At 63.5% G+C, this 14,912-nt stretch carries 13 protein-coding genes; 8 read left to right on the plus strand and 5 right to left on the minus strand.

Annotated features, from left to right (window positions below; all coding sequences use genetic code 11):
• Positions 1–40: 40 nt before the first annotated feature.
• On the plus strand, positions 41–3,088 hold the full coding sequence (gene polA, locus JQ507_30170; GenBank protein ID QRI69099.1) for a DNA polymerase I: 3,048 nt from the start codon (positions 41–43) through the stop codon (positions 3,086–3,088).
• 237 nt (positions 3,089–3,325) lie between these two features.
• Positions 3,326–3,961, plus strand: coding sequence for a LysE family translocator (locus JQ507_30175; protein QRI69100.1), 636 nt, complete (start codon positions 3,326–3,328; stop codon positions 3,959–3,961).
• A 122-nt stretch (positions 3,962–4,083) separates the two neighbouring features.
• Here JQ507_30175 and JQ507_30180 read toward each other — a convergent pair whose 3' ends face one another.
• The 4 genes from JQ507_30180 to JQ507_30195 all read right to left on the minus strand — a co-directional run bounded on the left by JQ507_30180 (position 4,084) and on the right by JQ507_30195 (position 6,832).
• Positions 4,084–5,478, minus strand: a complete 1,395-nt coding sequence (locus JQ507_30180) for a hypothetical protein (protein QRI69101.1) — start codon at positions 5,476–5,478, stop codon at positions 4,084–4,086.
• Between the two features lie 90 nt (positions 5,479–5,568).
• Positions 5,569–5,709 (minus strand): hypothetical protein, encoded by a 141-nt coding sequence (locus JQ507_30185; protein QRI69102.1) that lies wholly within the window; start codon positions 5,707–5,709, stop codon positions 5,569–5,571.
• Between the two features lie 6 nt (positions 5,710–5,715).
• A complete protein-coding gene (locus JQ507_30190; GenBank protein ID QRI69103.1) occupies positions 5,716–6,009 on the minus strand; it encodes a hypothetical protein in 294 nt (97 codons plus the stop codon).
• Positions 6,010–6,205: 196 nt separating this feature from the next.
• On the minus strand, positions 6,206–6,832 hold the full coding sequence (locus JQ507_30195; GenBank protein ID QRI69104.1) for a glutathione S-transferase N-terminal domain-containing protein: 627 nt from the start codon (positions 6,830–6,832) through the stop codon (positions 6,206–6,208).
• Between the two features lie 201 nt (positions 6,833–7,033).
• On the opposite strand from JQ507_30195, the gene JQ507_30200 reads away from it, so the two are divergent.
• Entirely contained in the window at positions 7,034–7,597 is a 564-nt protein-coding gene (locus JQ507_30200; GenBank protein QRI69105.1) for an orotate phosphoribosyltransferase, read from the plus strand.
• 179 nt (positions 7,598–7,776) lie between these two features.
• The gene (locus tag JQ507_30205) at positions 7,777–8,565 is read left to right on the plus strand and encodes a DUF2865 domain-containing protein (GenBank protein ID QRI73578.1); all 789 of its coding nucleotides are present in this window, start codon (positions 7,777–7,779) and stop codon (positions 8,563–8,565) included.
• Here JQ507_30205 and JQ507_30210 read toward each other — a convergent pair.
• Entirely contained in the window at positions 8,562–8,993 is a 432-nt protein-coding gene (locus tag JQ507_30210) for a hypothetical protein (protein ID QRI69106.1), read from the minus strand. The two genes, JQ507_30205 and JQ507_30210, sit on opposite strands and share 4 nt — an antisense overlap.
• A gap of 194 nt (positions 8,994–9,187) precedes the next feature.
• Here JQ507_30210 and JQ507_30215 point away from each other — a divergent pair, with 194 nt between their 5' ends.
• From JQ507_30215 to rocF, 4 genes are all read left to right on the plus strand, one after another.
• On the plus strand, positions 9,188–9,478 hold the full coding sequence (locus tag JQ507_30215; protein ID QRI69107.1) for a GIY-YIG nuclease family protein: 291 nt from the start codon (positions 9,188–9,190) through the stop codon (positions 9,476–9,478).
• 567 nt (positions 9,479–10,045) lie between these two features.
• Positions 10,046–12,556, plus strand: coding sequence for a glycogen/starch/alpha-glucan phosphorylase (locus JQ507_30220; GenBank protein QRI69108.1), 2,511 nt, complete (start codon positions 10,046–10,048; stop codon positions 12,554–12,556).
• A 175-nt stretch (positions 12,557–12,731) separates the two neighbouring features.
• Positions 12,732–13,553: a thioesterase family protein gene (locus JQ507_30225; GenBank protein ID QRI69109.1), complete on the plus strand. Its 822-nt coding sequence runs from the start codon at positions 12,732–12,734 to the stop codon at positions 13,551–13,553.
• Between the two features lie 162 nt (positions 13,554–13,715).
• Positions 13,716–14,693 carry an arginase gene (gene rocF, locus JQ507_30230; GenBank protein QRI69110.1) on the plus strand — a complete coding sequence of 326 codons (978 nt, stop codon included), beginning with the start codon at positions 13,716–13,718 and terminating at the stop codon, positions 14,691–14,693.
• Positions 14,694–14,912: the final 219 nt, after the last annotated feature.

A 14,912-nucleotide genomic window follows, 5' to 3' on the forward strand; every position in this document is an offset into this window, starting at 1 on the left:
AAAGGCTGTCAATCCGCGCAAAAATCCCTAAGTTTCGGCCATGCCGAAAACAGCCTCCAAAGACCCCGCGAAGCCCACCCCGAACACCGCCCCGAAGCCCGTCGCCGCCAAACCGGTTGCAAGCAGGGCGGCGGCGAAGGGCGACCATATCTTTCTGGTCGACGGCTCGGGCTACATCTTCCGCGCCTATCACGCGCTGCCGCCGCTCAACCGCAAGTCCGACGGGCTGCAGGTCAACGCCGTGCTCGGCTTCTGCAACATGCTGTGGAAGCTGCTGCGCGACATGCCCGAGGACAACCGGCCGACCCATCTGGCGATCATCTTCGACAAGTCGGAGATCACGTTCCGCAACAAGCTCTATCCGGACTACAAGGCGCACCGGCCGCCGGCGCCGGACGATCTGATCCCGCAATTCGCGCTGATCCGCGAAGCGGTGCGCGCCTTCGACCTGCCCTGCCTCGAGCAGGCCGGCTTCGAGGCCGACGATCTGATCGCGACCTATGCGCGGCTCGCGACCGAACGCGGCGCGACCACGACCATCGTCTCGTCAGACAAGGACCTGATGCAGCTCGTCACCGACAAGGTCGTGATGTACGACACGATGAAGGATCGCCGCATCGGCATCCCGGAGGTGATCGAGAAATTCGGTGTGCCGCCGGAGAAGGTGGTCGAGGTGCAGGCGCTGGCCGGCGATTCCACCGACAACGTGCCCGGCGTGCCCGGCATCGGCATCAAGACCGCAGCGCAGCTGATCATCGAGTATGGCGATCTCGATCAGCTGCTGTTCCGAGCCACCGAGATCAAGCAGCCGAAGCGGCGCGAGGCGCTGCTCGAGAATGCCGAGAAGGCGCGGATCTCGCGCCAGCTGGTGCTGCTCGACGACAAGGTCGACCTCGAGGTGCCGCTCGACGACCTCGCAGTGCATGAGCCGGACTCGCGCCGGCTGATCGCCTTCCTCAAGGCGATGGAGTTCACCACCCTCACCCGTCGCGTCGCCGACTATGCGCAGATCGATCCCGCCAATGTCGACGCCGACGCGAGCAACAAGAGCGGCGCGAGCACGAAATCCGCTGCGGCCGACGGGCCTGCCAAGGCGGCCGGCTCGTCCGGCGATCTCTTTGCAAGCCCCGCCCCGACTGCAAAGAGTGGCAGCAAGGGCGACAAGTCCTCGAGTTTCAAGGGCACGCCGGCCGCGCTGACCGAGGCGCATGCGGACGCGATGCGGAAGCTGCCGTTCGATCGCAGCAAGTACCAGACGATCCGCAGCATCGAGGCGCTGCAGGCCTGGATCGCCCGCGTGCCCGACGTCGGTCATTTCGCGATCGAGGTGATGAGCGACCAGATTGATCCGATGCAGGCGGAGATTTCCGGCATCGCGCTCGCGCTCGCCGCCGGCGATGCCGGTTACGTCCCGCTCGGCCACAAGCAGGCCGGCGGCGGCGCCGGGCTGTTCGATGCCGGACTGGCGCCCGACCAGATCAAGGCTTCAGACGCGCTCGCGGCACTCAAGCCGCTGCTGGAGTCCCCGGGGCTTCTCAAGGTCGGCTTCAACGTCAAGTTCGCAAGCGTGCTGCTGGCGCAACACGGCATCACCCTGCGCAATACCGACGATGCGCAGCTGATGTCATACGCGCTCGATGCCGGCCGCGGCTCGCACGCGCTGGAAGCGCTCGCCGAGCGCTCGTTCGGCCATGCCATGATCGCCTATGGCGCGCTGGTCGGCAGCGGCAAGGGCAAGCTCACCTTCGACCAGGTCACCATCGACAGGGCGACCGAATATTCGGCCGAGAGCGCCGATGCGACCTTGCGGCTGTGGCGTATCCTCAAGCCGCGCCTGGTCGCCGACCGCATGGGGACCGTCTACGAGACGCTGGAGCGGCCGCTGGTCGCGGTGCTGGCGCGAATGGAGCGCCGCGGCATCTCGATCGACCGCCAGGTGCTGTCGCGGCTGTCGGGGGATTTCGCCCAGACTGCCGCACGCGTGGAAGCCGAGATCCAGGAGATCGCCGGCGAGCCGGTCAATGTCGGCAGCCCCAAGCAGATCGGCGACATCCTGTTCGGCAAGATGGGATTGTCCGGCGGCACCAAAACCAAGACCGGCGCGTGGTCCACGACCGCGCAGGTGCTCGACGACCTCGCCGAGCAGGGCCACGCGCTGCCGAGCAAGATCCTGGAGTGGCGCCAGGTCTCCAAGCTGAAGTCGACCTACACCGACGCGCTGCCGACCTATGTCAACCCGCAGACCCATCGCGTGCACACCACCTACGCGCTGGCCGCGACCACCACGGGGCGGCTGTCGTCGAACGAGCCGAACTTGCAGAACATCCCGGTTCGCACCGAGGACGGCCGCAAGATCCGCCGCGCCTTCATCGCGACGCCCGGGCACAAGCTGGTGTCGGCGGACTACTCGCAGATCGAATTGCGGCTGCTTGCGGAGATCGCCGACGTGCCGGTGCTGCGCCAGGCGTTCCGCGACGGGCTCGACATTCACGCGATGACCGCCTCCGAAATGTTCGGCGTGCCGATCAAGGACATGCCGAGCGAGGTGCGGCGCCGTGCCAAGGCGATCAATTTCGGCATCATCTACGGCATCTCGGCGTTCGGCCTCGCCAACCAGCTCGGCATCGCCCGCGAGGAAGCCTCGGCCTACATCAAGAAGTATTTCGAGCGCTTCCCGGGCATCCGCGCCTATATGGACGAGACCAAGGAGTTCTGCCGCAGGAACGGCTACGTCACCACGCTGTTCGGCCGCAAAATGTACTACCCCGAGATCAAGGCATCGAACGCCTCGCACCGGGCCTTCAACGAGCGCGCCGCGATCAACGCGCGCTTGCAAGGCACCGCGGCCGACATCATCCGCCGCGCCATGATCCGGGTCGAGGACGCGCTCGCCGAGAAGAAGCTCTCGGCGCAGATGCTCTTGCAGGTGCATGACGAACTGATCTTCGAGGTGCCCGACAACGAGGTCGCGGCGACGCTGCCGGTGGTGCAGAAGGTGATGCAGGACGCGCCGTTCCCGGCCGTGATCCTGTCGCTGCCGCTCCAGGTCGATGCCCGCGCCGCCAACAATTGGGACGAGGCGCATTAGAGTCTACCTTGCCTCGGCCTCATCGTCATTCCGGAGATCGCCGAAGGCGAGAGCCCGGAATCCATTCATCCGCACGTTATGTGGCCCGATGGATTCCGGGCTCGTGCTTCGCACGCCCCGGAATGACGGCGAGAGATCGGGGAGAGCTGCAATCCACATTGCTCCGAGAGCAATTCCAGCATGGCCGCGCGGCGGATGACGCGCTAGAAGTGCGTGCATCCCCTCGCGAGACCCATCATGCCCCACACATCCGCGTTGCTCGGCTTTGCGCTCGTCTGCCTCGGCATGGTGCTGACGCCGGGACCGAACATGATGTACCTGATCTCGCGCTCGATCACGCAGGGGCCGGCGGCCGGCATCGTCTCGCTCGGCGGCGTCGCGCTCGGCTTCGTGTTCTACATGCTGTGCGCAGCGTTCGGCATCACTGCACTCTTGTTCGCGATCCCCTACGCTTATGACGCGCTGCGCTTCGCCGGTGCGGCCTATCTGCTCTGGCTGGCATGGCAGGCCGTGAGGCCCGGCGGCCGCTCGCCGTTCCAGGTCAAGGCGATGAAGGTCGACGGCCCGCGCAAATTGTTCGCAATGGGCTTCCTCACCAATCTGCTGAATCCGAAGATCGCGATGCTCTATCTGGCGCTGCTGCCGCAGTTCATCGATCCCGCCGGCGGCAGCGTGCTGACGCAGTCGCTCGCGCTCGGCTCGATCCAGATCGTGATCAGCGTCAGCGTCAACGCGATGATCGCGCTCGCCGCCGGCTCGATCGCGGTGTTCCTCGGCACCCGCCCGACCTGGCTCCTGGTGCAGCGCTGGCTGATGGGCACCGTGCTCGCAGGGCTTGCGATGAAGATGGCGCTTGAAGCGCGGCGGGCCTAATAAGTACCCTCTCCCCTTGTGGGAGAGGATGGCACAATCGAGCGGAGCGAGATGAAGCCGGGTGAGTTTGCATCCGCGGAGAGAACTCCCTCATCCGGCTCGCATCTTTCGGACGCGGCGGATCACAATAAGCGGCGCTCGATGAGCTTCTTGACTAGGTCCTCGGTGGTGATGATGGGCACAGTTGCACCGTCAAAAGCGGCAAATAGGCGCTTTGTCGCTTCATCGACAAATTGAGGAAGAGCTGAAAGCGGCGTCTCAAGCGGGAATTGAACGCACGTTTCGACAACGTCATCGTGCGCTTTGCCACCATCCCGAAAGATGTATTGCTGGTTTGCCCAATTGGTCAGCGATCTACCTGATAGCTGGTGCCACCGGAAGGCAAAACCAAGAGTAGTTTTCTCCGGCTCGCAGCCCAAAGCTTTCGACAGCGCAATGCCGACCGCCATTGCTTCTGCCACTCGCAAGATCATTAGCGTCGGATCGAGTACACGGCCCGGCCGAATTCGGGCAGGCACGCCATCATCCTGTAAAAGCCGGTGAAGAAAGAACTCACCTTTAGGGTCAAGGCGCGCAAAATCGATGTGGTCCGAAAATTCCGGTGACGCGGACACGACGAGGTATTCAAATGCGTCCTCCCGCACCTTCGTGCGATTCTCTGCATCGGACATCGTTCTAGCGTCCATCCAGATAGGCCATCCAGTATACCGAGGATTGCTGACAGCTAAGCGATCTAGGACCTCCTGATTGGCGATGGCGTTCTGCCGAGGTGGATCAACGACGAGGGCAACACTCCAAAAGGCGCGGCCGACAAGTGGCTTCTCCTCGGCAGAAAGCTTCCGATTTTTTATGCGCTCTTTGTATCGGCTTTCACCCGCATCTATGACGCTCAACGCTCGATCACAGAGCGTGGGTGCCTGTGGCTGGCTCGTCGAAAACTTCAACAATGAACCTAAATCAAGCCCCGGCAAATGGCGGCGAATGAACCGTCCTACGTCCGCTTCTCGATTATCAAAGCAAATCTCAACTATTTCTGGCCAATCGCGTGCTAGCGCCTCAGTGGTACTTACAGTGCCATTCGATGAAAGTGACCGGAAATAGACGGTATTGTTTCTTATCAGGATTTGCGAACCGTCTTTCAACTCGCGTTTAGCCGCGACAGGTACTTTGACGCCGGATGGCACGGATAGCACTGGGTACGATGCCCCCTGGCGTTCGCTCCAATTCACCGTGACCTCAAATGGCTCAGAGGCATATTTTGAGATTATCCCCTGAATGACATCGACATGGAAAAGCGCCTCAGCGTTCGCTGGTCGCTTGGCCGTATCTGGCGTCAAGGTCTTGTCGTCGAAGCCGATAACAAAAAAGCCCCCATTACGATTGCGAAGCGCCATTGCTCCCTTAGCGATTTTTGCAATTCCTGCGGGCTGCGTCGGATCAATCCAAGTCTTGATCTCCACCGTTAAGCTCTCAGAGGGTGATGCGACTATTGCATCGACCACTGACTTTTCTGCCATGTAAATTTCCGTCCTTTGGCCAGGAGTTCGCTATCGCCTCATCGGAAAGGGCGGCATTCAAGCGTAGCACCGCCGCTCGCGCAAGGTGCATCATTCCTCTGCCACAGCTATTGTGATCCACGGATCGCGCGCCGCCCAACCCGCGATGTGCGCGAAAACTTCATCAAGTGCGTGCAGCGAGCCGAGCACCTCGCCGGTCAGCCCGCGAGCGGCGAGTAAGACAGACAGCATGGTCCGTCATCCCGGCCTTCGCGCTTTCAATTTGTCGCGCTGCCGTGCGGCCATCGCCGACAGAAAGTTTGGAGCTTCCAGATCGGTAAGACTATAACTGTGGTCGTAACCCTCGATCTCTCTTGGGCGCGCAGCAATTCTTACGTTGTCCGCAAACGTGCAAAGATAGATCTGTTTCGACTTCCAGAACCAACGTTCTTCGGCAATGCCGGTTACAATACCTGGCTGCCCCTCTTTCACAGGCCCAAAATTCCGAACTGCAATAACCCTTGCGCCGATCTCTAGAGATGTAGTGCTCATTGGTTGTTCCGCGCACCCCTATCAGGGCACTGACCTGACCATAGCAGGTTAAGTCGAGTACCATTTCCCACCAGTATCAGCGGAATTTCTGTTTTTGCACAGGCAATACATTCCGAACGACCGTAGATTGATGTTGCTAAGTTATTTCCACTACTGACTTTCCCACGGGGGAGAAGGGAAGAGCGCCCACCGCCCCTCAATCCAGCTTCGCTTCCATCCCGCGCTTGGTCGCGGGGCGGGCCATCAGCGTCTCATACCAGCGCTTGACGTTGGGGAAGTCTGATAGCTCGACCTTGTGGCGCGGATGGCGCCAGGCCCAGCCGAGGATGGCGAAATCGGCAACCGAGAGCTCGCCGGCGACGAAGTCGCGGCCATCCAGCCTGCGATCCAGCACGCCATAGAGCCGTCGCGTCTCGGCCATGTAGCGCTTCAGGCCGTAGGCGCGGTCCTGCTCGTTCTCCAGCGCGATGAAATGATGCACCTGGCCCGGCATCGGGCCGAAACCGCCCATCTGCCACATCAGCCATTCATAGACCGGAATCCGCTCGGCGAGCGGTTTCGGCAGGAACTTGCCGGTCTTCTCGCCGAGATAGAGCAGGATCGCGCCGGACTCGAAGATGCTGACCGGCTTGCCGCCGGGACCATCGGGATCGACGATCGCCGGGATCTTGTTGTTCGGGCTGATCGCGAGGAAGGCGGGCGCCATCTGCTCGCCCTTGCCGATGTTCACCGGGATCACCTTGTAGGGCAGCCCCATCTCCTCCAGCGCCACCGAGATCTTGAGGCCATTGGGCGTGTTCCAGGTGTGCAGCTCGATGGTCATTTCCGCTTCCCGTGCAAGTGTTTGGCAGAGTGTTTGGTGCCTGCTTACGGGGATTGGAACGGCCGCACAACCGCGCTTTCCGGAAAGCTCGCCCGCGGAAATCGCGGCATGGGCGCTGTTGACGGCCCGATTTCCGCGCTGGAATGTGCCGGTCAGCGTGGATAGATTGCCGCCCGCCTCAAACCCTCAAGGGAAAAGTCTTTGTCCAAATCAGCCTCCCGCGCCCGCCTCGCCGAGATCATCCGCAAGCGCTCGTTCGGCCGCGGCGAGATCACGTTGGCGTCGGGCCGCAAGAGCGACTTCTATTTCAACCTGAAGCCGACGATGCTCGATCCCGAGGGCGCAGCGCTGCTCGCCGAGCTCACTTACGAGGCGCTGAAGGACGACAAGCTCGATTTCGTCGGCGGGCTGGAGATGGGCGCGGTGCCGCTCGCCGGCGCGATCGCGCAGCTGTCCTGGCTGAAGGGTCATCCGATCGCGGCCTTCTTCGTGCGCAAGAAGCCGAAGGAGCACGGCGCGCGGCTCGCGGTGGAAGGCCTCGCCAAGGGCGAGAGCCTGGCCGGCAAGCGCATCGTGATCGTCGAGGACGTCACCACGACCGGCGGCTCGGCGCTGAAGGCGGTGGAAGCGGTGCGCGAGGCCGGCGGCGAGATCGCGCTGGTCTTCACCATGGTCGACCGCGAGGAAGGCGCCACCGAAACGTTCGCCGAGGCCGGCCTGCCGTTCCGCGCGCTGTACAAGGCCGGCGAGTTCCTGAAGGACTGAGGTTCTTTCGCAGCCGTCGCGGCCAGATGCATAGGCCGCGCCATCCCCGTTTCTTGTGACGCCGTCACGCCCGATCAATCGCTCGTTTACCATCCCACCGTAGGGTGAATCCGCCGGGGCACCTTGCCGCGGCGCGTCGGGTGGAGTTGGCGTTGCGTACAGAGTTGAGTGATCGGCGCGTGCGGCGCTGCGTGATGCTTGCCGCCGCAGCCATTGCGGGTTCCGTCCTGGTCGTGCCCGCTCCCGTCTCGGCCGAAGGGCTGTTCGACTTGTTCTTCGGCGGTGCCCAGAAGCAGCAGGGCCGGCAGGCTCCGCCGCAGGCCAATTTCTTCGCCGATCCGTTCGGCCTCAACCAGCAGCCGGAACGGCAGCAGTCCGCGCCCGCCTCGGCGCCGCGCGTCGCGGGTTCCGGACCGGCCTATTGCGTGCGCAGCTGCGATGGCAAATATTTTCCGCTGACGATGCGCGGCAACGCGACGCCGGCGCAGCTCTGCCAGGCGTTCTGTCCGGCGAGCGCCACCAAGGTCTATTACGGCAGCCATATCGACAGCTCCGCATCGAGCACCGGCGAGCGCTACACCGACAGCGAGAATGCCTTCGCCTATCGCAAGGCGCTGCGCGCCGACTGCACCTGCAACGGCCGCGACCCGGCGGGGCTCGCCCCGGTCGATCTCGCGCTCGATGCCTCGCTGAAAGCCGGCGACGTGATCGCGACCACCGACGGTCTCGTCGCCTATACCGGCGTCCGCGTCGGCAACGAGCAGTCGTTCGACTTCACGCCGGTCGCGTCCTATCCCGGGCTCACCGCAGCGGTCCGCGCGCGGCTCGGCGAAATGAAGGTTGCGCCCGTCAGCGCCGAACTCGCGAGCGACGCGCCGCTGCCGGAGACCGGCCGCGATGTCGCGCCGTCGTCCGTCGCGCCGAAGGGCAACGCGGCAAAGTCCGGCAAGCGCGCCGAGGCGAATTAACGCGCCACGATCACGCCGATAACGTTCGGCGCGGCCAGGTATTTCTCCTCGATCGCGGCCCGCGCGGCGGCGCGGTTCTCCGGGTTGAGGAGCCCGCGCTTCTCGGCGAGGATCATCCAGCAATAGCCCCACCAATCCGTCAGCATGCCGTGATCGTCGACCAGGTCGTAGCCCTGCTCGGCGGCGAACAGGCGCGCATGCGCCTCGTCGAGCGAATCGAGCCAGGCGTGATCCTCGAGCGAAAACAGCTCGTCGCTGAAATCATCCGTGGTGTAGCCCCAGATCGACATGCAGACCGCGTTGAACTCGCGATCGAGCTGATCGTCGTCGATCGGCTGGCGCCGCGAGACCTGGTGCAGTCGCGACAGCGAGCGGGCGAAATCCGCGATGCGGGTGAGAGCGAACTGATCGAAGGCGATGGTGGACATGTAGTCCTCGCGAAGGCTGGGAGACCCTAGATATTGTATCGGCGCAGCGCCGAATCATGATGATATATCAAAGACTTGCTAAAGTGTTCTTAATTCGTTCTAGTTGGTTTGCAAATTATCTGCAACGTCGCCCCGGCGAAGGCCGGGGCCCATAACCACCGCAATCCGACATCTCACGTGAGAGGTGCCGCAAAATGAACGCCACAGTCTATTACGTCTACATTCTCGCGAGCCGTCGCCACGGGACACTCTACATCGGCGTCACCAACGATCTTCTCAATCGGCTGACGCTCCATCGCTCCGGACGCGGCTCGCAATTCGTCAAGAAGTACGGCGTCACACGTCTGGTTTACACGGAGGCCTACGCTTCACCGCAGGAGGCGATCGCGCGGGAAAAAGCGCTCAAGGAATGGCGCCGCGACTGGAAGATTCGCCTGATCGAGCAAGACAATCCGGAGTGGGGCGACCTGTCCCACCTTCTCTGATGGCTGTGGTTATGGGCCCCGGCCTTCGCCGGGGCGACGAATTTGCGGTGACTGTCTTCGCCTCATGAAAAGGCGGCCGCAATGAAACTGCCAGCCCCCCAAAAGCAATTCGGGCCGCTGACTTAAGTCAGCGGCCCGTTGAAAATGGCTTCGAAATGAAATGCGTCGGAGCTAAAATATGTGCCCGCCCCACGAGCGACTGCTCTGGTTGTAAAGACCTCGTTAAACCTTGGAAATCCGTATCATCACGGTGTTTCCGACCCGCGCATGAAGCCGCGTTGCGCGGTGTTCAATTCGCCGACAGCAACCTGTCGCCGCAAGCGTTCGCGTCAAACTTGCCGCCGCATTGTCGCTTGATGGCGGCGCAGCGCGCGGCCGGCAAAATTGTCGCAAAATCTCGGCGCTCACGGACGACGACAGCACTGCAACCAGCAGGCCCGAATGCCTGAAATCGGCCCGGTCCTTGCATAAAATCGCGGCAGGTGCGGTGCATGGCGGCTCTCGACGGTTTCGGTTGCAGCGCAACGCGCGTATCATTGCGGTGAGTTTGAACGGCGGGGATTGGCGTTGCAGGAACAGACAAACTACCCGGCACTGAACCAGCCGATCGACGAGCTGGCGCTGACCGAGATCAAGGGTGCGATCCTGGCCAAGCTGCGGCTTGCGATCGGCAAGGACGCCACTGTTGCGACCAGGCGCGACTGGTACAAGGCGGCGACGCTGGCGCTGCGCGACCGCATCGTGCACCATTGGCTGACCGCCGAGAAGCAGAGCTACGATGCCGGCGCCAAGCGCGTCTACTATCTCTCGCTCGAATTCCTGATCGGCCGGCTGTTCACCGACGCGCTGAACAATATGGGACTGCTGCCGCTGTTCGAGGCCGCGCTCGGCGACCTCGGTGTCGATCTCTCGGACCTGCGCAAATGCGAGCCGGACGCCGCGCTCGGCAATGGCGGCCTCGGGCGGCTCGCGGCCTGCTTCATGGAGAGCATGGCGACGCTGGCGATCCCCGCAACCGGCTACGGCATCCGCTACGATTTCGGTCTGTTCCGCCAGATCATGAACCAGGGCTGGCAGCAGGAATATCCCGACGAATGGCTGGCGTTCGGCAACCCCTGGGAATTCCAGCGGCCGGAGGTGGTCTACAACGTCCATTTCGGCGGCCATGTCGAGCATGTCGACGACCGCGGCCGCGACTGCGCCACCTGGCATCCGGCGGAAACCGTCGAGGCGATGGCCTACGACACGCCGATCGTGGGCTGGCGCGGCCAGCACGTCAACGCGCTGCGGCTGTGGTCGGCGCATGCGCCCGACCCGCTCAAGCTCGACGTCTTCAACACCGGCGACTACGTCTCGGCCAGCGCCGAGCAGGCGCGCGCGGAGGCGATCTGCAAATTCCTCTACCCGAACGACGAGAGTGCGGCGGGCCGCGAGCTGCGGCTGCGCCAGGAATATTTCTTCGTCTCGGCCTCGTTGCAGGATCTCATCAACCGCCATCTCGCCTCCGACGGCGGCCTGCGCAATCTCGCGCAGAAGGCGGCGGTGCAGCTCAACGACACCCATCCGAGCCTCGCCGTCACCGAGCTGATGCGCATCCTGGTCGACCTGCACAATTTCCGCTGGGACGAGGCCTGGAAGATTACGGTAGCAACCCTGTCCTACACCAACCACACGCTGCTGCCGGAGGCGCTCGAGACCTGGCCGGTCGAACTGTTCGAGCGGCTGTTGCCGCGGCATCTCGAGATCATCTACCGCATCAACGTGGCGCATCTCGCGCTCGCCGAGGAGCGCTTCCCGGGCGACATCGAGTATCGTGCGTCGGTCTCGCTGATCGACGAACGCAGCGGCCGCCGGGTGCGGATGGGCCAACTCGCCTTCGTCGGCTCGCATCGCATCAACGGCGTCTCGGCGATGCATTCCGACCTGATGAAGGAGACCGTGTTCCACGATCTGCATCATCTCTATCCCCAGCGCATCACCAACAAGACCAACGGCATCACCTTCCGCCGCTGGCTGATGCTGGCCAATCCGCGGCTGACCGCGCTGTTGCGCGAGACCTGCGGCGAAGCCGTGCTCGACGACTTCTCGCTGCTCGATCGGCTCGAGGCGCATTCGAGCGACCTCGAATTCCAGAAGCGGTTCCGCGACGTCAAGCATCACAACAAGCTGGCGCTGGCGCGGCTGATCGGCGAGCGCAACCACGTCAAGGTCGACCCGTCGGCGCTGTTCGACGTGCAGATCAAGCGCATCCACGAATACAAGCGGCAGCTGCTCAACATCCTGGAGACGATCGCGCTGTATCACGCGATGAAGGACGACCCGGCCGCAAACTGGGTGCCGCGGGTAAAAATCTTCGCCGGCAAGGCGGCGGCGAGCTATCGCTACGCCAAGCTGATCATCAAGCTGATCAACGACGTCGCCGAGGTGGTCAACAACGACGCCTCGCTCGGCGGCAGGCTGAAGGTGGTCTTCCTCGCCGACTACAATGTTAGCCTTGCCGAGGTGATCATTCCGGCCGCCGATCTCTCCGAGCAGATCTCGACCGCCGGCATGGAGGCCTCCGGCACCGGCAACATGAAGCTCGCGCTGAACGGCGCGCTGACCATCGGCACGCTCGACGGCGCCAATATCGAGATCCGCGACGCGGTCGGCCCCGAGAACATCGCGATTTTCGGGCTGGAGGCCGGCGACGTCATGGTCCGCCGCAAGCAGGGGCTCGATGCCAGTGACGTGATCCGCAAATCGCCGCGGCTCGAGCGCGCGATCCGCGCCATCGAGAGCGGCGAGTTCTCGCCGGGCGATGCCGCGCGCTTCGCCTCGATCGGGCACGCGCTGCGCTATCTCGACCACTACATGGTCTCCGCCGACTTCGATTCCTACTACGATGCGCAACGCGGCATCGACGCCCGCTGGCAGGTGCCGCCGGCCTGGACCCGCGCCTCGATCCTCAACGTGGCGCGCATGGCGTGGTTCTCCTCCGACCGCACCATCCGCGAATACGCCGAGGACATCTGGCACGTTCCAGTGCATCCGAGCGCCGCGCCGCAGCTGGGTAACCAGCGCGAGGCGAAGGGGTAATCCCGGGGCACGGAAATCGATTACGTGCGACATCATTGAATTCGGCGCGACGGCCCGCGATATTCATTGTGAACGCACGCCGTCGTTGCGAGGAGCGAAGCGACGAGCAATCCACCCATCCGGATATGCGGCACGCTGGATTGCTTCGCCGCGCATTTTCGATCCAAGGATTTACATGCTCACCAAGACCCCGCACCTTTTCGATGAAGCCACCGCCGTGACTGCCGGCGACAGCCGCTGGCAGGGACGCACCAGCCCGGATTACTGGGCCTTCGTCGGCCCGTTCGGCGGCTGCACAGCGGCGACCATCCTGCGCGCGTTGATGCAGCATCCGCAGCGCGCGGGCGATCCGCTGGCGCTGACGGTCAATTACTGCGCGCCGGTCGCCGAGGGCGTGTTCGATCTCGATGTCCGCCTGGTCAAGGCCAACCGCTCGAGCCAGCATTGGTCGGTCGAGATGACGCAAGGCGGCGGTGAGGTCACGACGCTGGCGACCGCGGTGTTCGCTGAGCGTCGCCCCTCCTGGTCGCACCAGCCGGCGCAATTTCCGGGCGCCGTGCCGTTCGAGCAGCTGCGGCCCTATCCGAAGCTCGCGATGACCTGGCCCAACCAGTACGATTTCCGCTTCGCCGAGGGCGAGCCGAAATTCGCCGGTGGCGGCGGTGCAAAGGTGCCGTCGAGCCCCTATTCGAAGCTGTGGATTGCCGACCGCGTGCCGCGCAAGCTCGACGCGCTGTCGCTGATGTCGATGTCGGATGCGTTCTTCGGCCGCGTCTTCCACGCCCGGCATGAGCTGGTGCCGTTCGGCACGGTGTCGCTGACGACCTATTTCCACGCCGACGCGGCCGACCTCGATGCCGAGGATACCACCCGCGTGCTCGCCACGGCCGACGCAAAGACCTTCCACAAGAGCTATGGCGACCAGCACGGCGAATTGTGGTCGCCCTCCGGCCGCCTGCTCGCCACCACGACGCAGATCGCCTATTTCAAGGCGTAGCGTTTTCGAGCGAAGTGGGTACCGGTTCGCGTGAAGAAAACGCGTCAAGTCAAGGCGTAGTCAAATATCCACATTGGTCTGCTGGGACCGCATTGCCTATTTCAAGGGTTGGGGGAACATTGGCGCGTCGCTTCTGTTCCACACCCTTGGGAGCACTGCCGCATGTCCGAAGCCGACACTTCGAAGCCCTCGCGCATCGCGCTGCTTGGCGTTCCCATCGAGATCGGCGCATCGCAGCCCGGTCCGCTGATGGGACCGGACGCGCTGCGCACCGCAGGCATCGCGCGCCTGCTCGAGCAGCTCGACTTCCAGGTCGACGACCACGGCAACCTTGCGATCCCGGCTGTGGTCGCCGACGGCCCGGTGCCGGCCAACACCAAGTTCTATGACGAGGTGAAGACCTGGACCCGCGCGGTCTCCGAGCGCGCCTACTGGCTGGCGCATTCCGGCGCGATCCCGATCTTCATGGGCGGCGATCACTCGCTGTCGATGGGGTCGATCAACGGCGTTGCCCGCTACTGGAAAGAGAGAGACCGGCCGCTGTTCGCGCTGTGGGTCGACGCCCATGCCGACTACAACACACCGGCCACGACCATCACCGGCAACATGCACGGCATGTCGGCGGCGTTCCTGTGCGGCGAGGACGGGCTGGACGACCTGCTGGGCGGATTGCCTCGCGCCTCGATCCCATCGGATCAGCTGGCGCTGATCGGCACCCGGTCGGTCGATCCGCTGGAGCGCAAGCTGCTGCGGCAACGCAACGTCTCGATCGCGGACATGCGCCAGATCGACGAGTTCGGCGTCGCTGTGCTGACCCGCCGCGTCATCGAACGCGTCAAGGCCAAGAACGGCGTGCTGCATGTCTCGTTCGACGTCGACTTCCTCGATCCCGACATCGCGCCGGGCGTCGGCACCACGGTTCCGGGCGGCGCGACCTATCGGGAAGCGCATCTCATCATGGAGCTGCTGCATGATTCCGGGCTGGTGCGCTCGCTCGATATCGTCGAGCTCAATCCGTTCCTCGACGAGCGCGGCCGCACCGCGCGCGTCGCGGTCGAACTGACCGGCAGCCTGTTCGGGCTTCAGATCACCGACAGGCAGACGCCGAGCAACGCGGTGCTGCCGGAGATGGGCGAGTAGCGGAATAACACACTCGATGTCGTCCCGGCGAAGGCCGGGACCCATACTCCGCAGCGGATGTTGTGGGTGGGACTCGTCATTCCGCCGACGCGCAACAATGACTATCGGTGGTTATGGGTCCCGGCCTTCGCCGGGACGACAGCGGAATATTTGGCGAGCCGACTAGGCAAACAAAAAGGCGGCCACGAAGGCCGCCCTTTCCAATCGCGTATCGTTTGC

The organism is Bradyrhizobium sp. PSBB068 (assembly GCA_016839165.1).
Classification (GTDB): Bacteria; Pseudomonadota; Alphaproteobacteria; order Rhizobiales; family Xanthobacteraceae; genus Bradyrhizobium.